The 22,009-nt window shown below is 47.9% G+C and carries 16 protein-coding genes and 3 pseudogenes; 16 read left to right on the top strand and 3 right to left on the bottom strand.

The annotated features are described in order from the left end of the window. The 7 genes and pseudogenes from ACJHXA_RS09610 to ACJHXA_RS09580 form a co-directional block, all read left to right on the top strand. A partial coding sequence (locus ACJHXA_RS09610; protein ID WP_077761291.1) for a DUF4329 domain-containing protein occupies nt 1–893 on the top strand: 893 nt, incomplete at its 5' end. Further along, nucleotides 865–1,248: a protein YhhH gene (gene yhhH / locus ACJHXA_RS09605; RefSeq protein WP_053885503.1), complete on the top strand. Its 384-nt coding sequence runs from the start codon at nt 865–867 to the stop codon at nt 1,246–1,248. The genes ACJHXA_RS09610 and yhhH, both read left to right, overlap by 29 nt. 104 nt (nt 1,249–1,352) lie before the next feature. Continuing rightward, nucleotides 1,353–2,195 carry a HEAT repeat domain-containing protein gene (locus ACJHXA_RS09600; RefSeq protein ID WP_000072855.1) on the top strand — a complete coding sequence of 281 codons (843 nt, stop codon included), beginning with the start codon at nt 1,353–1,355 and terminating at the stop codon, nt 2,193–2,195. 29 nt (nt 2,196–2,224) lie between these two features. Then, a pseudogene (locus ACJHXA_RS09595) lies at nt 2,225–3,181 on the top strand (RHS repeat-associated core domain-containing protein); the annotation flags it as partial. 11 nt (nt 3,182–3,192) lie between these two features. After that, nucleotides 3,193–3,654 carry a sel1 repeat family protein gene (locus ACJHXA_RS09590; protein WP_000642473.1) on the top strand — a complete coding sequence of 154 codons (462 nt, stop codon included), beginning with the start codon at nt 3,193–3,195 and terminating at the stop codon, nt 3,652–3,654. Between the two features lie 33 nt (nt 3,655–3,687). Further along, nucleotides 3,688–3,906 (top strand): annotated as a pseudogene (locus ACJHXA_RS09585) (RHS repeat-associated core domain-containing protein); the annotation flags it as partial. A gap of 371 nt (nt 3,907–4,277) precedes the next feature. Continuing rightward, nucleotides 4,278–4,798: pseudogene (locus ACJHXA_RS09580) on the top strand (Imm57 family immunity protein). Nucleotides 4,799–5,256: 458 nt separating this feature from the next. Here ACJHXA_RS09580 and ACJHXA_RS09575 read toward each other — a convergent pair. Both ACJHXA_RS09575 and ACJHXA_RS09570 read right to left on the bottom strand, forming a co-directional pair. Further along, nucleotides 5,257–6,393: an HlyD family secretion protein gene (locus ACJHXA_RS09575; RefSeq protein ID WP_000364939.1), complete on the bottom strand. Its 1,137-nt coding sequence runs from the start codon at nt 6,391–6,393 to the stop codon at nt 5,257–5,259. Nucleotides 6,394–6,395: 2 nt separating this feature from the next. After that, the gene (locus ACJHXA_RS09570; protein WP_000479626.1) at nt 6,396–6,758 is read right to left on the bottom strand and encodes a DUF3302 domain-containing protein; all 363 of its coding nucleotides are present in this window, start codon (nt 6,756–6,758) and stop codon (nt 6,396–6,398) included. Nucleotides 6,759–7,294: 536 nt separating this feature from the next. Between ACJHXA_RS09570 and mtlA the strand changes: the two genes are divergently transcribed. From mtlA to mtlR, 3 genes are all read left to right on the top strand, one after another. Further along, nucleotides 7,295–9,208 (top strand): PTS mannitol transporter subunit IICBA, encoded by a 1,914-nt coding sequence (gene mtlA / locus ACJHXA_RS09565; protein WP_000093247.1) that lies wholly within the window; start codon nt 7,295–7,297, stop codon nt 9,206–9,208. A gap of 229 nt (nt 9,209–9,437) precedes the next feature. Then, a complete protein-coding gene (mtlD, locus tag ACJHXA_RS09560; RefSeq protein WP_000645424.1) occupies nt 9,438–10,586 on the top strand; it encodes a mannitol-1-phosphate 5-dehydrogenase in 1,149 nt (382 codons plus the stop codon). Continuing rightward, on the top strand, nt 10,586–11,173 hold the full coding sequence (gene mtlR, locus ACJHXA_RS09555) for a mannitol operon repressor MtlR (RefSeq protein WP_283512295.1): 588 nt from the start codon (nt 10,586–10,588) through the stop codon (nt 11,171–11,173). The genes mtlD and mtlR overlap by 1 nt, the downstream gene beginning before the upstream one ends. Before the next feature lie 11 nt (nt 11,174–11,184). On the opposite strand, the gene yibT is transcribed toward mtlR, so the two are convergent. Continuing rightward, entirely contained in the window at nt 11,185–11,394 is a 210-nt protein-coding gene (gene yibT, locus ACJHXA_RS09550; RefSeq protein WP_000517100.1) for a protein YibT, read from the bottom strand. A 284-nt stretch (nt 11,395–11,678) separates the two neighbouring features. Between yibT and ACJHXA_RS09545 the strand changes: the two genes are divergently transcribed. From ACJHXA_RS09545 to lldD, 6 genes are all read left to right on the top strand, one after another. Beyond that, nucleotides 11,679–12,041 carry a YibL family ribosome-associated protein gene (locus ACJHXA_RS09545; RefSeq protein WP_000665680.1) on the top strand — a complete coding sequence of 121 codons (363 nt, stop codon included), beginning with the start codon at nt 11,679–11,681 and terminating at the stop codon, nt 12,039–12,041. A gap of 543 nt (nt 12,042–12,584) precedes the next feature. Continuing rightward, nucleotides 12,585–13,268 carry a DUF3251 domain-containing protein gene (locus ACJHXA_RS09540; RefSeq protein ID WP_001049539.1) on the top strand — a complete coding sequence of 228 codons (684 nt, stop codon included), beginning with the start codon at nt 12,585–12,587 and terminating at the stop codon, nt 13,266–13,268. A 43-nt stretch (nt 13,269–13,311) separates the two neighbouring features. Beyond that, nucleotides 13,312–17,907, top strand: a complete 4,596-nt coding sequence (locus tag ACJHXA_RS09535) for a YadA-like family protein (protein ID WP_283512294.1) — start codon at nt 13,312–13,314, stop codon at nt 17,905–17,907. A 367-nt stretch (nt 17,908–18,274) separates the two neighbouring features. Then, nucleotides 18,275–19,930, top strand: a complete 1,656-nt coding sequence (gene lldP / locus ACJHXA_RS09530; RefSeq protein WP_001297977.1) for an L-lactate permease — start codon at nt 18,275–18,277, stop codon at nt 19,928–19,930. Further along, nucleotides 19,930–20,706, top strand: a complete 777-nt coding sequence (lldR, locus tag ACJHXA_RS09525; RefSeq protein ID WP_001307463.1) for a transcriptional regulator LldR — start codon at nt 19,930–19,932, stop codon at nt 20,704–20,706. Before lldP ends, lldR begins: the two co-directional genes overlap by 1 nt. Next, a complete protein-coding gene (gene lldD / locus ACJHXA_RS09520) occupies nt 20,703–21,893 on the top strand; it encodes a quinone-dependent L-lactate dehydrogenase (RefSeq protein ID WP_000586962.1) in 1,191 nt (396 codons plus the stop codon). The genes lldR and lldD overlap by 4 nt, the downstream gene beginning before the upstream one ends. Nucleotides 21,894–22,009 lie beyond the last annotated feature (116 nt).

The following is a 22,009-nucleotide window of genomic DNA, read 5'->3' as shown; positions in this document are numbered from 1 at the left end:
GCCGCCGCTGGCTGGCATCGTGCGGCCTGACCGTGGAGCAGATGCAAAACCAGATGGACCCGGTGTACACGCCGGCGCGAAAAATCCACCTGTACCACTGCGACCATCGCGGCCTGCCGCTGGCGCTCATCAGCACGGAAGGGGCAACAGCGTGGTGCGCAGAATATGATGAATGGGGCAACCTGCTGAATGAAGAGAACCCGCATCAGCTGCAGCAGCTTATCCGGCTGCCGGGGCAGCAGTATGATGAGGAGTCCGGCCTGTATTACAACCGCCACCGCTATTATGACCCGCTGCAGGGGCGATATATCACTCAGGATCCGATTGGACTGAAGGGGGGATGGAACCTGTATGGATATCAATTGAATCCGATATCAGACATCGACCCCCTGGGTTTATCTATGTGGGAGGATGCAAAATCGGGGGCATGTACTAATGGTCTTTGCGGCACACTATCCGCTATGATAGGTCCAGATAAATTTGATTCTATAGATAGCACCGCATATGACGCCTTAAATAAAATAAATAGCCAATCTATTTGCGAAGATAAAGAGTTCGCTGGTTTAATATGTAAGGATAATAGTGGCAGATATTTCTCAACAGCACCTAACCGAGGAGAAAGAAAAGGATCATATCCATTCAATAGCCCTTGCCCTAATGGTACTGAGAAAGTATCAGCTTATCATACTCATGGTGCAGATAGTCATGGAGAATATTGGGACGAAATATTTTCAGGTAAAGATGAGAAAATAGTTAAAAGTAAAGATAACAATATCAAGTCATTTTATTTAGGTACGCCCAGTGGTAATTTTAAAGCAATAGATAACCACGGGAAGGAAATAACAAACAGAAAAGGATTACCTAATGTCTGCAGAGTTCATGGCAATATGTAAAAAAATATTGTTTAGGAACTGTGTCATTGTATCTTTGTTTGTTTTTACATACAACACATGGGCGCAGTGTAATAATAATATTAAAATAATGCGCAAGTATGAAAGTGAAGGTAAATATACCGTTAGAAATTTGGTTAAAAATAAAGCTATAGCATTGGAATTAGCTGAGATATATGTTAAGAATCGTTATGGACAGGATGCCGCAGAAGAAGAAAAACCATACGAAATCACTGAGTTAACAACAAGTTGGGTTGTTGAAGGTACCATTCACTCAGACCAAATTGCTGGTGGGGTTTTTATTATAGAAATAGGCAAAAATGATGGGAGAATTCTGAATTTTGGCCACGGAAAATAAGTATGTAAGGATAATCAAACATCGTGTGCGCTGATGGCAGAGTAGGTGGAGGACTCCAGACAGTCAAACGATAGAAAAAGATAGCCTTTATGGAGGTTCCTGCAATGTCAAATACATACCAGAAAAGAAAGGCAAGTAAAGAGTATGGTTTATATAATCAATGTAAGAAACTAAATGATGATGAATTATTTCGCTTACTTGATGATCACAATTCCTTGAAAAGGATTTCATCTGCCAGAGTATTACAGTTAAGAGGTGGGCAAGACGCTGTTAGATTGGCAATTGAGTTCTGCTCTGATAAAAATTATATCCGTAGAGATATCGGAGCATTTATACTCGGGCAAATAAAAATTTGCAAAAAATGCGAAGATAATGTTTTTAATATTTTGAACAATATGGCATTGAATGATAAGAGCGCTTGCGTTCGAGCTACGGCAATCGAGTCAACGGCTCAGCGATGCAAGAAAAACCAAATTTATTCACCTAAAATAGTAGAACAATCTCAAATTACTGCTTTTGATAAATCGACTAATGTCAGACGTGCTACAGCATTTGCTATTTCTGTTATCAATGATAAAGCAACAATTCCACTATTGATTAATCTGTTAAAAGATCCAAATGGAGATGTCAGAAACTGGGCCGCATTTGCAATAAATATCAATAAATATGATAATAGTGATATTAGGGATTGTTTTGTGGAGATGCTTCAGGATAAAAATGAGGAAGTCCGTATTGAAGCAATAATCGGACTTTCCTACAGAAAAGATAAAAGGGTTTTATCTGTTTTATGCGATGAGTTAAAAAAAAATACTGTTTATGATGATATCATTGAAGCTGCGGGTGAATTAGGTGATAAAACGCTACTTCCTGTTTTAGATACTATGTTGTACAAGTTTGATGACAATGAAATTATAACTTCCGCTATTGATAAGCTGAAGCGTTCATAGCGTGAGTTGCCTATGCACAGTGGGGGATTCCCGCCGGCACGGTGCAGATGCTCGACCGGCTGGAAAGTGAAATCCTGGCTGACCGGGTGAGTGAGGAAAGCCGCCGCTGGCTGGCATCGTGCGGCCTGACCGTGGAGCAGATGAAAAACCAGATGGACCCGGTGTACACGCCGGCGCGAAAAATCCACCTGTACCACTGCGACCATCGCGGCCTGCCGCTGGCGCTCATCAGCACGGAAGGGGCAACAGCGTGGTGCGCAGAATATGATGAATGGGGCAACCTGCTGAGTGATGAGAACCCGCATCATCTGCAGCAGCTCATTCGCCTGCCGGGTCAGCAGTATGATGAGGAGTCCGGCCTGTATTACAACCGCCACCGCTATTATGACCCGCTGCAGGGGCGGTATATCACTCAGGATCCGATTGGGCTGAAGGGGGGATGGAATTTTTATCAGTATCCGTTGAATCCGGTCATAAATGTAGATCCGCAAGGTTTGGTTGATATAAATTTATACCCCGAAAGTGATCTTATCCATTCTGTAGCTGATGAGATTAATATCCCAGGCGTTTTCACAATCGGGGGGCATGGTACCCCCACATCTATTGAATCCGCAACGCGCAGTATCATGACAGCTAAAGATCTAGCATATCTAATTAAATTTGATGGGAATTATAAAGATGGGATGACAGTTTGGTTATTTTCTTGTAATACAGGTAAAGGACAAAATTCATTTGCTAGCCAATTAGCTAAAGAGTTACATACAAATGTAATAGGACCTGACACGCTATGGACGTGGTGGGGGCGAGGAACTAATGGTAAGTTAAAAATGGATACAGTGCTAACAGCACCAACGAACCTTAATTCAAATAAGGATCTAATGGCTATAACAACAAAAGACCTTGGTAATTGGATAACATATGGGCCATCTGGGCACCCCATTTCTAATATGCAAGGTACGCCAGAAAAACCCAGTGATATAAGATAGGTTGTAGATGTATGAAAGCATGCTTGTTACTATTTTTTTATTTTTCTTTTATTTGTCAATTGCATGGTGCTGATGTGAAAATAAAAGAAAACGAAAGTGTGATGGGATCTACAGCAATGACCTATGATTTAAGTGAAGAAAAGCTGATGAAACTGAAGTATAAATCACAACATGGTGATTCAGAGGCATCATTTCGACTATATCAATATTACTGCTTTACTAAAAATAATATTGATAAACAATTGCGATTCTTGGAAAGATCAGCATCTCAGGGGAATGTTACAGCGCAGTTTAATTATGGGGTCTTTTTATCAGATACAAATCCAACATTATCAGAATATTATAATTTGAATAGAGCTATTTATTGGATGGAATTCGCTGTAAATAACGGTAATATTGATGCAAAGAGCAAACTTCAAGAGCTCAAAAAGCTAAAGCGAATGGATAGAAGGAAGAATAAGGAGAATCCGTAAAAGCAATAGTTCATCAGACTGCCGCAGCAGTAGTATGATGATGAATCAGGGCTGTACTATAACTATTATCGGTAACATTAACCGCAGCAGGGGCGGTATAACACTCAGGCTCCGATTGGGCTGGAAGGTAGGTGGAATTTTTATCAGTATCCGTTGAACCCGATTTCTGGAATCGATCCCCTTGGGATTAGCCACCTGTTTATACAGTATAACTTTAGGTATGCTTTCGTGTGTTTCAGATATACCATGTGATGATAATTTTTATGATGTGCTTAGTATTCCAGTCGCTTCTGGTAATAATATGCAATGTAAAAATAATCCCCGTTGTACACATTTATAAATAGATGGCCAATACCTCAAGGCCTATGGAGTTGGAATGTTAATGACCCGGGAGCAAGCAATAGAAAACCTGACGGCATACGATTAGTACCGTCAGTTAATACAGGAACTTATAATCGCAATGGATTTTCAATACATAGTTGTTTAAACGCTTTTGGTCCGTCTTTAGGACCTCGATTCTGTTCCGAGGGTTGTATAACTGGTTTATCTAATGACATGCAAAAATTAAATGAGTTAATATTTTCAGAGCCAGATAGCACATTAACAGTTACGGACTAAAAAATATGGCAAGGTTATTAACAATTGTATTTTTTTCTCTATTTCTGCGAGTGCAGTTACTGCAAGACAATTTCAGAGAGAGTTAGATTTGGCAGACAAAGCAATATTATGGGCACTAATATCAGCCAGTAATAAAGAGGGACGAAAAGCGTGTTCACTAAGCTATTTTGCCTGTAAGGCCGCAGAGGCTGAACTCGGACTGGCATATATGGCTGCGAATGATAACAAGGAATTTCTCACATCCTTATCTAATATAATGAGGTACAAAATAGATGCTGGACTTTCCGAATCCTATACATGCTATTTATTAAGTAAGGGAAAGATCATAAGACCATATCTGAAAAATCTAAATCCACTCCAACTTGCCGCTGATTGCATTGAAACAGTAAATAAAATAAAAGATAAGAATAAAAAAATCATTGATATAAATTCAGTTAATATTTGTAGTGATGATAAAAATATAAAATTGAGAGTTAATAGTACTATTATGGCCATTGATGATTCTATAAAGTGCATCGATGAATGATAACTTAATTTTATTTAAAAATATATTAATAACTCACTCTCCAGGAGTTTTTTAACTTAGTTTTATAATGAATACGATAATTAAAAGTGAAGAAGAAAATAGTTGTATACATATATTCCATGACCCTACATTGTGATCTATAGATTAAATATTTTTTAAATGTGACTGTCATCCTTCAGATAATAAAGCCATCATCGCAATAGATGGAAAAGCACTCCTGCTCTTTTTTGATTAGAGCCGTCGCAGGAGGAACAACTCATATCATCATTGCGATCTCGACGATGTATAGTCTCATCCTGCGGCAGAACAAGACGGATAAAAAATCCAATGAGAGCACACTCATCCAGAACTTATTAACATAATGAATATTAAAGAAAAATCATCGCAGCTAATGAAGTAATATGCAAAAATAATTAGTCCTTACAAGGAGCAAAGTTCCATAATCTCCCCCCTCCCCCTCAATGATCCAAATAAAGATAATGCATCCAGCTGGTCATTCTTAGCAGCACTTTCCGCATCACCGAAACATGGCTGAAATGGTCGGAGTAAACCGCCACCTGGGCGTAGATGCCGTCGGGTAAGGCATCGATATCATCGTTAGGATCCAGTTCAATGGTTCCCAGCACACCGTCCGTGCCGGGCACGACCGTTAATGATTGCAATACCCCCTGCGCCTGATAAGAACCGCCTGGCACGACAGGTAAAATACTAGTCAGTTTGCCGTGAAACACCTGCCCAGGTAGCGCGTTAAACACCACTTCCGCATCATCGCCGGGTTTCAGACGTAACAGCGAGTTTTGCCGAAATTGGGCGACAATTTGCCGTTTTTGCTCGGGGATGAAGACCATCACCGGACGCAGCGGCAAGGCAGCTGCGTATGTACCTGGGCGGATCAGTACCTGAGTAACGTAGCCATTGCTCGGCGCGCGAATGACAGTCTGCTCAAGGTTATATTTTGCTTCAGTAAGTTGCGCTCTTAAGCTCACAATCTGCGATTGCTCGCCGTTAACCATACTGTCGAGCTGGCTCTGGATCTGCGCCTGCTCCGCCACCGAGCCTTTCACCAGCGCATCCTGCGCGAGGAAATTTTGCCGCGCATCGTCGATGTCACGTTCCGAGAACGGATTCACCGCCGCCTGGCTGCCTTTCAAGTAACGTTGATAATTTTTAAACAGACGGTCGCGCTCCGCTGAAACCTGGGTGGTGTTGGCCTGCGCTTCAGTGAGCTGCGCACGCAGCGTCTTTATATTATGCGTCGCCGTCATCAGGTCAGCCTGAAGTCTGTCAACTCGCGCCTGGTAACGAACCGGGTCGAGCTTAAAAAGCACCTCGCCCTTTTGAATAAGCTGATTATTCTTGTCAGTGACTTCAGTAACAATTCCCGTCACCTGTGGCGTGATAGGGATCGCTATCACTGCCTTTTGCGCGGTAAAAGTGTAAGGGTGGTTGTAGTTCATCAACAAAATCAAACCACTCACCAGAAACACGCCTCCCAGCGCCGCCGTCGCCAGCGTCCACTGATTTACCGGAATGCGGAAGATTTTAAAGACCGCCCACGCCAGCGCCACGTAAGTTAAAACAATCAATAGATCCATAATTAGATCTCCGGGAACGTGGAATAGTCAGTCTTTTTCTCGGCGGCGAGTTGATGCTCCAGCCGGGAAATTCGGTCAGAAAGTGAGGCGATTTCCGGGTCAGTTGCTTTCTCCTGCGACGCAACATGTGACTGCATACCCCAGCCACGCTCCGGTTGATAGAGCGTCGCCCAGATCCACAGAAACGGCCAGATAACATGCAGAGTAAACAGGCTCACCCAGCCCGCCGTATGAATAGCGTCGGCATGGGGGTGATTGCGCTTTTTGGCAATCAGATAAGGGATGTCATGTATCGCGATGATTCCATAAAAAATCACCAGAAAGACGAAGATCAGCACTCCCAACGCGAAATAGTTTAGAAACATATCTGCCTCGGATTCACGTTTATCAGTGTTGTTTTTGGGCTGGCAGCCAGAAGGGAGTCAGGCTGATATTTTGACAATAATCCGGGTTCGCGATTCTCGCCATAACACCAAAGAATAATTTTTAGAGGTGATGAGTTGCTTAGTTACATAACGATTGTATGACGAAGACATAACATGCTGTAGATCACATCAGGTGAACGCCGTAAGAAAATATCTTGTGATTCAGATCACAAAGATTCAACAAACCATCAAAACAAAAATGTGACACTACTCACATTTAAATGCCATTTTTAGCGAAAATCGCCGTCTTGTTGCTTTTTTACACAAGCGTTTTGTGATGAGTATCACGTCAATTACCTCTCTACCCCCTATATTTATGTGACTGATATCACACAAAAGGCCGTCGACTGGACAGTTAACCGATTCAGTGCCAGATTTCGCAGTATCTACAAGGTCCGGCTACCTCTGCCGCCACATTAACAAAAAACCTCGGGCTTCCAGCCTGCGCGACAGCAAACATAAGAAGGGGTGTTTTTATGTCATCCGATATTAAGATCAAAGTGCAAAGCTTTGGTCGTTTCCTCAGCAACATGGTGATGCCAAATATCGGCGCGTTTATCGCGTGGGGTATCATCACCGCGTTATTTATTCCAACAGGGTGGTTACCGAACGAGACGCTGGCGAAGCTGGTCGGGCCGATGATCACTTATCTCCTGCCGCTGCTGATCGGTTATACCGGTGGTAAGCTGGTAGGCGGCGAACGTGGCGGCGTAGTCGGTGCCATCACTACCATGGGCGTTATCGTCGGCGCAGACATGCCGATGTTCCTCGGTTCTATGATTGCAGGTCCGCTGGGCGGCTGGTGCATTAAGCACTTCGACCGCTGGGTAGACGGTAAGATCAAATCCGGTTTTGAGATGCTGGTGAATAACTTCTCCGCAGGCATCATCGGGATGATCCTCGCCATTCTGGCATTTCTCGGCATTGGCCCGATTGTTGAAGCCCTGTCCAAAATGCTGGCTGCGGGCGTTAACTTCATGGTTGTCCATGACATGCTGCCGCTGGCGTCTATCTTTGTTGAACCGGCGAAAATCCTGTTCCTCAACAACGCCATTAACCACGGTATCTTCTCGCCGCTGGGTATTCAGCAGTCCCATGAACTGGGTAAATCCATCTTCTTCCTGATTGAAGCTAACCCAGGTCCAGGTATGGGCGTGCTGCTGGCGTACATGTTCTTTGGTCGTGGTAGTGCTAAACAGTCTGCGGGCGGTGCGGCAATCATCCACTTCCTGGGTGGTATCCACGAAATCTACTTCCCGTATGTGCTGATGAATCCGCGTCTGATCCTGGCCGTTATCCTCGGCGGTATGACTGGCGTGTTCACGCTGACTATCCTGGGCGGTGGTCTGGTTTCTCCAGCATCTCCGGGGTCTATCCTTGCGGTACTGGCGATGACGCCAAAAGGTGCTTACTTCGCTAACATCGCGGGTGTGTGTGCGGCGATGGCTGTCTCCTTCGTTGTCTCTGCTATTTTGCTGAAAACCAGCAAAGTGAAAGAAGAAGATGATATTGAAGCAGCAACTCGTCGTATGCAGGACATGAAAGCTGAGTCTAAAGGCGCATCTCCGCTGTCTGCTGGCGATGTGACTAACGACCTGAGCCACGTACGTAAAATCATCGTTGCCTGTGACGCCGGTATGGGTTCCAGTGCGATGGGCGCAGGCGTTCTGCGTAAGAAAATTCAGGATGCAGGTCTGTCGCAGATTTCTGTTACTAACAGCGCGATCAACAACCTGCCGCCAGATGTGGACCTCGTCATCACTCACCGTGACCTGACCGAACGCGCTATGCGCCAGGTTCCGCAGGCACAGCATATTTCGCTGACCAACTTCCTCGACAGCGGCCTGTACACCAGCCTGACCGAACGTCTGGTTGCTGCCCAACGCCACACGGCAAACGAAGAGAAAGTAAAAGACAGCCTGAAAGACAGCTTTGACGATTCCAGTGCTAACCTGTTCAAGCTAGGCGCGGAGAACATCTTCCTCGGTCGCAAAGCGGCAACCAAAGAAGAAGCGATTCGTTTTGCTGGCGAGCAGCTGGTGAAAGGCGGTTACGTTGAGCCGGAATACGTTCAGGCGATGCTGGATCGTGAAAAACTGACCCCGACTTATCTGGGTGAGTCTATCGCGGTGCCACACGGTACGGTTGAAGCGAAAGATCGCGTACTGAAAACGGGCGTGGTGTTCTGCCAGTACCCGGAAGGCGTGCGCTTCGGTGAAGAAGAAGATGACATTGCCCGTCTGGTGATTGGTATTGCAGCCCGTAACAACGAGCACATTCAGGTTATCACCAGCCTGACCAATGCACTGGATGATGAGTCCGTCATCGAGCGTCTGGCACACACCACCAGCGTGGATGAAGTGCTGGAACTGTTGGCAGGTCGTAAGTAATCCAATCCCACCCTCTCCACATGGAGAAGGTGGGGTTAATTGCCTGATGCGCTACGCTTATCAGGCCTACAGGATGCATCACGATTTGTTGAATTTGCACGTTCTTGTAGGCCGGATAAGGCGCTTACGCCGCATCCGGCGCTGCCCCTCTCCTCACGGAGAGGGTTTGGGTGAGGGAAAAGCCTCACCCCAGCCCTCTCGGGTAAAAACATTGATGAAGGTTAATACTATGAAAGCATTACATTTTGGCGCAGGTAATATCGGTCGTGGCTTTATCGGTAAACTGCTGGCAGACGCGGGTATCCAACTGACGTTTGCCGATGTCAATCAGGTGGTACTTGATGCCCTGAATGCCCGTCATAGCTATCAGGTTCATGTGGTTGGTGAAACCGAGCAGGTAGATACCGTTTCCGGCGTCAATGCTGTCAGCAGCATTGGTGATGATGTCGTTGATCTGATTGCTCAGGTCGATTTAGTCACTACCGCCGTTGGCCCGGTTGTGCTGGAACGTATTGCTCCGGCTATCGCCAAAGGGCTGGTGAAACGCAAAGAACAAGGTAATGAATCCCCGTTGAACATCATCGCCTGTGAAAACATGGTACGCGGTACCACGCAGCTGAAAGGCCATGTGATGAACGCCCTGCCGGAAGACGCCAAAGCGTGGGTAGAAGAACACGTTGGCTTTGTCGATTCCGCCGTTGACCGCATCGTACCGCCTTCGGCTTCGGCAACTAACGATCCGCTGGAAGTGACGGTAGAAACTTTCAGCGAATGGATTGTCGATAAAACGCAGTTCAAAGGCGCACTGCCGAACATCCCAGGCATGGAGTTAACCGACAACCTGATGGCATTTGTCGAACGTAAACTCTTCACCCTGAACACGGGTCATGCTATAACCGCGTACCTCGGAAAACTGGCCGGTCATCAGACCATTCGTGACGCTATTCTCGACGAGAAAATCCGCGCGGTGGTAAAAGGTGCGATGGAAGAAAGTGGTGCGGTACTGATCAAGCGCTACGGCTTTGACGCAGACAAACATGCGGCGTACATCCAGAAAATCCTCGGTCGTTTTGAGAACCCGTATCTGAAAGATGATGTAGAGCGCGTAGGCCGTCAGCCGCTGCGTAAACTGAGTGCTGGCGACCGTCTGATCAAGCCATTGCTCGGTACGCTGGAATACAGCCTTCCGCACAAGAATCTGATTCAGGGGATTGCTGGTGCAATGCACTTCCGCAGTGAAGATGATCCGCAGGCTCAGGAACTGGCAGCACTGATCGCTGACAAAGGTCCGCAGGCGGCGCTGGCACAGATTTCCGGTCTTGATGCCAACAGCGAGGTTGTATCCGAGGCGGTAACCGCTTATAAAGCAATGCAATAATGGTGGACCAGGCGCAGGACACCCTGCGCCCGAATAACAGATTGTCAGATATGCAGGCAACAATGGAACAAACCCAGGCCTTTGAAAACCGTGTGCTTGAGCGTCTGAATGCTGGCAAAACCGTGCGAAGCTTTCTGATCACCGCCGTCGAGCTTTTGACCGAGGCGGTAAATCTTCTGGTGCTTCAGGTATTCCGCAAAGACGATTACGCGGTGAAGTATGCTGTAGAACCGTTACTCGACGGCGACGGTCCGCTGGGCGATCTTTCTGTGCGTTTAAAACTCATTTACGGGTTGGGCGTCATTAACCGCCAGGAATACGAAGATGCGGAGCTGCTGATGGCATTGCGTGAAGAACTAAATCACGACGGCAACGAGTACGCCTTTACCGACGACGAGATCCTTGGACCCTTTGGTGAACTGCAATGCGTGGCGGCGTTACCACCGCCGCCACAGTTTGAACCAGCAGACTCCAGTTTGTATGCAATGCAAATTCAGCGCTATCAACAGGCTGTGCGATCAACAATGGTCCTTTCACTGACTGAGCTGATTTCCAGAATCAGCTTAAAAAAAGCCTTTCAAAAGTAAGCAACGTCTGCTTACTGCCCCTCTACCTGCTTCGGCCGATAAAGCCGACGATAATACTCCAGACGTTGTAGATATAACGGCACGCTTTCATCGGGTATTCCGGACGGAATCGCGTTACGGGGAGGAAGTTTTTTCAGATACTCCCGGAACGCCTGGCTTGATGCCATGAAATCTACGGCTTTATCGATAAGAAGCGGAACGTTTTCACCTAATTTGCCCATGATGATATCTCCGTATTACCCCGCGCCGGGAATGCGCGGCCGCCAATTTTAGTTTAGGTTCCCGGTAAAGATGACATTAAGGAAAACGTGCTGAATCCTCAATAATCATCCGCTGCTGTTTATTATCTTTTTTCTATAGATTTCTTAATTAATCAATAAATTGCGTAGTTTTTAAGCATGTTAATGATTACGTTACAGAACTATTGCAATGTCATCAGTTGTGAACAAAGCACCTGGTCGCGCATACTAGGGGCTATAAATTTATCTTTATCAGAAGCCATCACATGAAAGAAGTCGAAAAAAACGAAATCAAACGTCTCAGCGATCGTCTGGACGCCATCCGCCACCAGCAGGCCGATCTGTCGCTGGTTGAAGCCGCAGACAAATATGCCGAGCTGGAAAAAGAGAAAGCCACGCTGGAAGCAGAAATTGCTCGCCTGCGTGAAGTTCATAGCCAAAAACTGAGTAAAGAAGCACAGAAGCTGATGAAGATGCCGTTTCAGCGCGCAATTACCAAAAAAGAGCAGGCTGATATGGGCAAGCTGAAGAAAAGTGTTCGCGGACTGGTGGTTGTGCACCCAATGACCGCGCTGGGCCGTGAAATGGGCCTGCAGGAGATGACTGGATTCTCTAAGACTGCGTTTTAAGCGCCTCAGACGACTGGTTCGATCATATCAACCCGCATCTGGCTTGCCTTAGCTGGTCAATGCGGGGACTCTCCTGTCTACTCGCCTAATTACCAAACAATTCACTCCCTTTACTTCGATTTACCGCTGGTTGATATTCTGAAAATGCATTTTTACCGTAATAGCCATCTATAAACAATAAAAATATATAGAAGATATCATTTGTTAATTAACAAGCATTTACGTCTCTTTTTTTCGGATTTAATTGTGAAATTTTAATCATCATATTCACAAAATCAATTATCTGTAAAATTTTTCCCAGACATGGTTTCTTTCATATTTGACATTTATTAATAATCATCATTAGAATCCACGAAAAATAATATATTCATACAAACACAGACATCTTTTGAAACGAATGATACATTTTTATGATGAATGCTTAAAACAATATTTAATCGACACACATCACTGTCATTAATGTAAAGCAACATAGATCACCAATAATACAATGGACAACTCTACCGGCATTGATCGCTGGTCGGAGGAAATAAGGATTTTTACATGAACTTGAAGAAGATTTTTTTCAGTGCTGTCACTGTTTCAGTTCTCTGCGCATTAACGGGATGTGACTACATTGAAGAAGGCAAGCCAGAAAGTAGTTTATTGAAACAACAAGAAGAACATAACAATAAAATTGATCTACTTGAAAAACAACAAGCACAGCTAAAGAGTCAACTGGAAACTATTCAAAAACAACAAACTGGCATAATAAGCAGTACAAAGACTTTAACTCACGTAATTAAATCCGTTAAAGATCAACAAAACACTTTTATTTTTACCGAGTTTAACCCAGCAAAAACGAAGTATTTCATCCTGAACAATGGTTCGGTGGCTTTAGCGGGTCGAGTGTTATCCATTGACGCCACAGAGAATGGCAGTGTTATTCATATTTCACTGGTCAACTTATTAAGTACACCTATCTCAAATATTGGTTTTAATGCGACATGGGGTGGTGAAAAACCTGTCGATGCCAAAGAGTTTGCCCGGTGGCAACAATTACTTTTCAACACATCAATGAAATCCACATTGAAATTATTACCAGGTCAATGGCAAGACATTAATTTGACCCTGAAGGGTGTATCGCCCAATAACCTGGGATATCTGAAGTTAGCCATCAACATGGAAAATATTCAGTTCGACAATCTTCCCTCTGCTGAAAATCGGCAGAAAAGAAGCAAAAAATAAATGCAGTTAGTACGCTTATAACAAGGAATAGCGAGCATCATTAATGAACAAAATATTTAAAGTTATCTGGAACCCTGCGACAGGGAATTATACTGTTACCAGCGAAACGGCAAAAAGCCGTGGCAAGAAATCTGGGCGCAGTAAGCTGTTAATTTCTGCGCTGGTTGCGGGTGGAATGTTGTCGTCGTTTGGGGCATTGGCGAATGCCGGGAATGACAACGGTCAGGGTGTTGATTACGGTAGTGGATCAGCTGGCGACGGCTGGGTTGCTATAGGCAAAGGGGCGAAAGCAAATACTTTTATGAACACCAGTGGTTCCATTACTGCTGTGGGTTATGACGCTATAGCTGAAGGCCAATATAGCTCTGCCATCGGGTCAAAAACCCATGCGATTGGCGGTGCATCAATGGCCTTTGGGGTTAGTGCAATATCAGAAGGCGATAGAAGTATAGCACTGGGTGCCTCTTCGTATTCATTGGGCCAATACTCAATGGCCCTCGGCCGTTATTCAAAAGCATTGGGTAAATTGTCTATTGCTATGGGGGACTCTTCCAAAGCGGAAGGAGCAAACGCCATTGCCCTGGGAAATGCCACTAAAGCTACTGAGATTATGAGTATTGCTCTTGGCGACACCGCCAATGCGTCAAAAGCGTATTCAATGGCGCTGGGAGCAAGTAGCGTCGCATCTGAAGAAAACGCAATTGCCCTGGGGCGTAGCAGTGTAGCTAGCGGTACTGACAGCCTCGCATTTGGCAGACAATCACTTGCCAGCGCAGCGAACGCTATTGCGATAGGTGCTGAGACCGAAGCCGCTGAAAATGCAACTGCTATTGGCAATAATGCGAAGGCAAAAGGGACTAATAGCATGGCAATGGGGTTCGGAAGCCTTGCCGATAAAGTCAATACTATCGCATTAGGAAATGGCAGCCAGGCTCTGGCAGATAATGCAATCGCCATAGGCCAGGGCAACAAAGCTGATGGCGTGGATGCCATCGCTCTGGGTAATGGTAGCCAGTCGAGAGGCTTAAACACCATTGCCTTAGGCACAGCCAGTAATGCAACTGGTGATAAGAGTCTTGCGCTTGGTAGTAATAGCAGTGCCAACGGTATTAACTCTGTCGCGCTGGGCGCAGATTCCATTGCGGATTTAGACAATACCGTCTCTGTCGGCAATAGTTCATTAAAACGCAAGATCGTTAATGTGAAAAATGGCGCGATCAAGTCTGACAGTTACGATGCCATTAATGGTTCACAGCTTTATGCCATTAGCGACTCGGTAGCAAAAAGGCTTGGAGGAGGGGCTGCAGTAGATGTTGATGACGGTACTGTTACAGCACCAACCTACAATTTAAAAAATGGTAGCAAAAATAACGTAGGGGCTGCGCTCGCTGTACTTGATGAAAACACCCTGCAATGGGACCAAACCAAAGGCAAATACAGCGCTGCTCATGGTACTAGTAGCCCAACTGCCAGCGTAATCACCGATGTTGCGGATGGCACGATTTCAGCCTCCAGTAAGGATGCGGTTAACGGTTCCCAACTGAAAGCTACCAATGACGATGTCGAAGCCAATACCGCCAATATCGCTACTAATACCAGCAACATTGCCACGAATACGGCAAATATTGCCACCAATACCACCAATATCACCAACCTGACGGATTCCGTTGGTGACCTTCAGGCTGATGCCCTGCTCTGGAACGAAACTAAAAAGGCATTCAGTGCAGCTCACGGCCAGGATACCACCAGCAAAATCACCAACGTTAAAGATGGCGACCTGACGACTGGCAGCACCGATGCCGTTAACGGCTCTCAGCTGAAAACCACCAACGATGCCGTGGCGACGAATACCACCAATATCGCCACTAACACCACCAACATCTCTAATCTGACTGAGACGGTGACTAATCTTGGTGAGGATGCGCTGAAATGGGATAAGGACAATGGTGTCTTCACTGCAGCTCATGGCAACAATACCGCCAGCAAAATCACCAATATCCTGGACGGCACAGTCACTGCAACCAGTTCCGATGCCATTAACGGTAGCCAGCTTTATGACTTAAGCAGCAATATCGCCACCTACTTCGGCGGCAATGCTTCTGTGAATACTGACGGTGTGTTTACCGGTCCAACCTACAAAATCGGTGAAACAAATTATTATAACGTCGGCGATGCACTGGCTGCGATTAACTCCTCATTTAGCACGTCTCTCGGCGATGCTCTGCTTTGGGATGCCACCGCAGGTAAATTCAGTGCCAAACACGGTACTAATGGTGACGCAAGCGTGATCACTGATGTCGCAGATGGTGAAATTTCAGACTCCAGTTCTGACGCAGTAAACGGCTCACAACTCCACGGCGTGAGCAGTTATGTTGTTGATGCGCTGGGAGGTGGTGCCGAAGTCAATGCAGACGGCACCATCACTGCGCCGACGTACACCATTGCTAATGCTGATTACGATAATGTCGGTGATGCCCTGAATGCTATCGATACCACTCTTGACGACGCTCTGCTCTGGGATGCGGACGCCGGTGAAAATGGTGCATTTAGCGCCGCTCACGGAAAAGATAAAACTGCCAGTGTAATCACTAACGTCGCTAACGGTGCAATCTCTGCTGCCAGCAGCGACGCGATTAACGGCTCACAACTCTATACCACCAATAAGTACATCGCTGATGCGCTGGGTGGTGACGCAGAAGTCAACGCTGACGGCACCATCACCGCACCGACTTACACCATTGCGAACGCCGAGTACAACAACGTCGGTGACGCCCTGGATGCGCTTGATGATAACGCCTTGCTGTGGGATGAGACTGCCAATGGCGGTGCTGGAGCCTACAATGCCAGCCATGACGGTAAAGCCAGCATCATCACTAATGTCGCTAATGGCAGTATTAGTGAGGACAGTACCGATGCAGTGAACGGTTCTCAGTTGAATGCGACGAATATGATGATTGAGCAGAACACCCAAATTATCAATCAGCTCGCTGGTAACACCGACGCAACCTATATCCAAGAAAACGGTGCGGGTATTAACTATGTGCGTACTAACGACGACGGCTTAGCGTTCAACGACGCCAGCGCACAGGGTGTTGGCGCTACAGCTATAGGTTATAACTCTGTCGCCAAAGGCGATAGCAGCGTAGCTATTGGTCAGGGCAGCTACAGCGACGTTGATACGGGTATCGCCCTGGGTAGCAGCTCTGTTTCCAGCCGAGTGATTGCAAAAGGCTCCCGTGACACCAGCATAACGGAAAATGGCGTTGTTATTGGTTACGACACCACGGATGGCGAACTGCTCGGTGCATTGTCTATCGGTGATGACGGTAAATATCGTCAAATCATCAACGTAGCCGATGGTTCCGAAGCCCATGACGCCGTTACGGTTCGTCAATTGCAGAATGCGATTGGTGCGGTCGCAACCACGCCGACTAAATACTTCCACGCTAATTCAACGGAAGAAGATTCACTGGCAGTGGGAACTGACTCGCTGGCAATGGGTGCGAAAACCATCGTGAATGGCGATAAAGGTATTGGTATCGGTTATGGTGCCTACGTGGACGCGAATGCACTTAACGGCATTGCCATTGGTAGCAATGCGCAAGTCATTCATGTCAACAGTATTGCGATAGGTAATGGTTCTACGACCACTCGTGGCGCTCAAACCAATTATACCGCCTACAACATGGACGCACCGCAGAACTCTGTCGGTGAATTCTCAGTCGGTAGTGCGGATGGTCAACGTCAGATCACTAACGTCGCAGCAGGTTCGGCTGATACCGATGCGGTCAACGTGGGTCAGTTGAAAGTAACGGATGCGCAGGTTTCCCAGAATACCCAGAGCATTACTAACCTGAACAATCAGGTCACTAATCTGGATACTCGCGTTACTAATATCGAAAACGGTATTGGCGATATCGTCACCACCGGTAGCACCAAGTACTTCAAGACCAATACCGATGGTGTAGATGCCAGCGCGCAGGGTAAAGATAGCGTCGCGATTGGTTCTGGCTCCATTGCTGCCGCGGATAACAGCGTCGCACTGGGTACAGGGTCTGTGGCAACCGAAGAAAATACGATCTCTGTAGGCTCATCTACTAATCAACGTCGTATCACCAACGTAGCCGCAGGTAAAAACGACACCGATGCTGTTAACGTGGCACAGTTGAAGTCTTCCGAAGCTGGCGGTGTGCGTTACGACACCAAAGCTGATGGTTCTATCGACTATAGCAATATCACCCTCGGTGGCGGCAACGGCGGTACGACTCGTATCAGCAACGTCTCCGCTGGCGTCAACAACAACGACGCGGTGAATTACGCGCAGTTGAAGCAAAGCGTGCAGGAAACGAAGCAATACACCGATCAGCGAATGGTTGAGATGGATAACAAACTGTCTAAAACTGAAAGCAAGTTGAGCGGTGGTATCGCTTCTGCAATGGCAATGACCGGTCTGCCGCAGGCTTACACTCCAGGTGCCAGCATGGCCTCTATTGGTGGCGGTACTTACAACGGTGAATCGGCAGTTGCTTTAGGTGTATCGATGGTGAGCGCCAATGGTCGTTGGGTCTACAAATTACAAGGTAGTACCAATAGCCAGGGTGAATACTCCGCCGCACTCGGTGCCGGTATTCAGTGGTAATGATCCATTAAGTTAGTGTGACTAAGGGCAAACGCCAAATTGCCTGATGCGTTACGCGCATCAGGCAAGATAAGGCGCTCCGGGTCAACAATCTAAGGGCAATTCTCTGATGAGGATTGCCCTTTTCTTTACCAGACATCTCCCCCCACAAGAATTGGCCCTACCAATTCTTCGCTTATCTGACCTCTGGTTCACAATTCCCCAATTAAAACTCACATCAATATTGCCAATACATAACATTTAGTTAACCATTCATTGTCATTATCCCTACACAACACAATTGGCAGTGCCACTTTTACACAACGTGTGACAAGGAGATGAGCAACAGACTCATTACACGATGTGCGTGGACTCCAGGAGACCTGCAATGAATCTCTGGCAACAAAACTACGATCCCGCCGGGAATATCTGGCTTTCCAGTCTGATAGCATCGCTTCCCATCCTGTTTTTCTTCTTTGCGCTGATTAAGCTCAAACTGAAAGGATACGTCGCCGCCTCATGGACGGTAGCAATCGCCCTTGCCGTGGCTTTGCTGTTCTATAAAATGCCGGTCGCTAACGCGCTGGCCTCGGTGGTTTATGGCTTCTTCTATGGTTTGTGGCCCATCGCGTGGATCATTATTGCAGCAGTGTTCGTCTATAAGATCTCGGTGAAAACCGGGCAGTTTGACATCATTCGCTCGTCTATTCTTTCGATAACCCCTGACCAGCGTCTGCAAATGCTGATCGTCGGTTTCTGTTTCGGCGCTTTCCTTGAAGGAGCCGCAGGCTTTGGCGCACCGGTAGCAATTACCGCCGCATTGCTGGTCGGCCTGGGTTTTAAACCGCTGTACGCCGCCGGACTGTGCCTGATTGTTAACACCGCGCCAGTGGCATTTGGCGCGATGGGCATTCCAATCCTGGTTGCCGGACAAGTAACAGGCATCGACAGCTTTGAGATTGGCCAGATGGTGGGGCGGCAGCTACCGTTTATGACCATTATCGTGCTGTTCTGGATCATGGCGATTATGGACGGCTGGCGCGGTATCAAGGAGACGTGGCCTGCGGTCGTGGTTGCGGGCGGCTCGTTTGCCATCGCTCAGTACCTTAGCTCTAACTTCATTGGGCCGGAGCTGCCGGACATTATCTCTTCGCTGGTATCACTGCTCTGCCTGACGCTGTTCCTCAAACGCTGGCAGCCAGTGCGCGTATTCCGTTTTGGTGATTTGGGGGCGTCACAGGTTGATATGACGCTGGCCCACACCGGTTACACTGCGGGTCAGGTGTTACGTGCCTGGACACCGTTCCTGTTCCTGACAGCTACCGTAACACTGTGGAGTATCCCGCCGTTTAAAGCCCTGTTCGCATCGGGTGGTGCGCTGTATGAGTGGGTGATCAACATTCCGGTGCCGTACCTCGATAAACTGGTTGCCCGTATGCCACCAGTGGTCAGCGAGGCTACAGCCTATGCCGCCGTGTTTAAGTTTGACTGGTTCTCTGCCACCGGCACCGCCATTCTGTTTGCTGCACTGCTCTCGATTGTCTGGCTGAAGATGAAACCGTCTGACGCTATCAGCACCTTCGGCAGCACGCTGAAAGAACTGGCTCTACCCATCTACTCCATCGGCATGGTGCTGGCGTTCGCCTTTATCTCGAACTATTCCGGACTGTCATCAACACTGGCACTGGCACTGGCGCACACCGGTCATGCATTCACCTTCTTCTCGCCGTTCCTCGGCTGGCTGGGGGTATTCCTGACCGGGTCGGATACCTCATCTAACGCCCTGTTCGCCGCGCTGCAAGCCACCGCAGCACAACAAATTGGCGTCTCTGATCTGTTGCTGGTTGCCGCCAATACCACCGGTGGCGTCACCGGTAAGATGATCTCCCCGCAATCTATCGCTATCGCCTGTGCGGCGGTAGGCCTGGTGGGCAAAGAGTCTGATTTGTTCCGCTTTACTGTCAAACACAGCCTGATCTTCACCTGTATGGTGGGCGTGATCACCACGCTTCAGGCTTATGTCTTAACGTGGATGATTCCTTAATGATTGTTTTACCCAGACGCCTGTCAGACGAGGTTGCCGATCGTGTGCGGGCGCTGATTGATGAAAAAAACCTGGAAGCGGGCATGAAGTTGCCCGCTGAGCGCCAACTGGCGATGCAACTCGGCGTATCACGTAATTCACTACGCGAGGCGCTGGCAAAACTGGTGAGCGAAGGCGTGCTGCTCAGTCGACGCGGCGGCGGGACGTTTATTCGCTGGCGTCATGACACATGGTCGGAGCAAAACATCGTCCAGCCGCTAAAAACGCTGATGGCCGATGATCCGGATTACAGTTTCGATATTCTGGAAGCCCGCTACGCCATTGAAGCCAGCACCGCATGGCATGCGGCAATGCGCGCCACACCTGGCGACAAAGAAAAGATTCAGCTTTGCTTTGAAGCAACGCTAAGTGAAGACCCGGATATCGCCTCACAAGCGGACGTTCGTTTTCATCTGGCGATTGCCGAAGCCTCACATAACATCGTGCTGCTGCAAACCATGCGCGGTTTCTTCGATGTCCTGCAATCCTCAGTGAAGCATAGCCGTCAGCGGATGTATCTGGTGCCACCGGTTTTTTCACAACTGACCGAACAACATCAGGCTGTCATTGACGCCATTTTTGCTGGTGATGCCGACGGGGCGCGTAAAGCAATGATGACGCACCTTAGTTTTGTTCACACCACCATGAAACGATTCGATGAAGATCAGGCTCGCCACGCACGGATTACCCGCCTGCCCGGTGAGCATTATGAGCATTCGAGGGAGAAAAACGCATGATTATTTCCGCAGCCAGCGATTATCGCGCCGCAGCGCAACGCATTCTGCCGCCGTTCCTGTTCCACTATATGGATGGTGGTGCATATTCTGAATACACGCTGCGCCGCAACGTGGAAGATTTGTCAGAAGTGGCACTGCGCCAGCGTATTCTGAAAAACATGTCTGACTTAAGCCTGGAAACGACGCTGTTTAATGAGAAATTGTCGATGCCGGTAGCACTGGCACCGGTGGGTTTGTGTGGCATGTATGCGCGTCGTGGCGAAGTTCAGGCAGCCAAAGCGGCGGACGCGCATGGCATTCCGTTTACTCTCTCGACGGTTTCCGTTTGCCCGATTGAAGAAGTCGCGCCAGCCATCAAGCGCCCAATGTGGTTCCAGCTTTATGTACTGCGCGATCGCGGCTTTATGCGTAACGCGCTGGAGCGAGCAAAAGCAGCGGGTTGTTCGACGCTGGTTTTCACCGTGGATATGCCGACACCGGGCGCACGCTACCGTGATGCGCATTCAGGTATGAGCGGCCCAAATGCGGCAATGCGCCGCTACTTGCAGGCGGTGACGCATCCGCAATGGGCGTGGGATGTGGGCCTGAACGGTCGTCCACATGATTTAGGTAATATCTCAGCTTATCTCGGCAAACCGACCGGACTGGAAGATTACATCGGCTGGCTGGGGAATAACTTCGATCCGTCCATCTCATGGAAAGACCTTGAGTGGATCCGCGATTTCTGGGATGGCCCGATGGTGATCAAAGGGATCCTCGATCCGGAAGATGCGCGCGATGCAGTACGTTTTGGTGCTGATGGAATTGTGGTTTCTAACCACGGTGGCCGCCAGCTGGACGGTGTACTCTCTTCCGCTCGTGCGTTGCCCGCTATTGCAGATGCGGTGAAAGGTGATATCGCCATTCTGGCGGATAGCGGAATTCGTAACGGGCTTGATGTCGTGCGTATGATTGCGCTCGGTGCCGACACCGTACTTCTGGGTCGTGCTTTCCTGTATGCGCTGGCAACAGCGGGCCAGGCGGGTGTAGCTAACCTGCTAAATCTGATCGAGAAAGAGATGAAAGTGGCAATGACGCTGACTGGCGCGAAATCGATCAGCGAAATTACGCAAGATTCGCTGGTGCAGGGGCTGGGTAAAGAGTTGCCTGCGGCACTGGCCCCGATGGCGAAAGGGAATGCGGCATAGTCGTTTGCGCCCCCTCCCCCTAACCCTCTCCCTCAGGGAGCTGTCTCTTGATCAGATCTCCTGATCAAGAGACAGGGGGAGGCCGGGGTGAGGGGAAAAGGCCGCACTGCTCACCA

The sequence above is a fragment of the Escherichia sp. WS33 genome (assembly GCF_046486385.1).
GTDB lineage: Bacteria > Pseudomonadota > Gammaproteobacteria > Enterobacterales > Enterobacteriaceae > ECMA0423.
The sequence above is the reverse complement of the archived record's forward strand: the minus strand, read 5'-3'. Positions and strand labels throughout refer to the sequence as shown.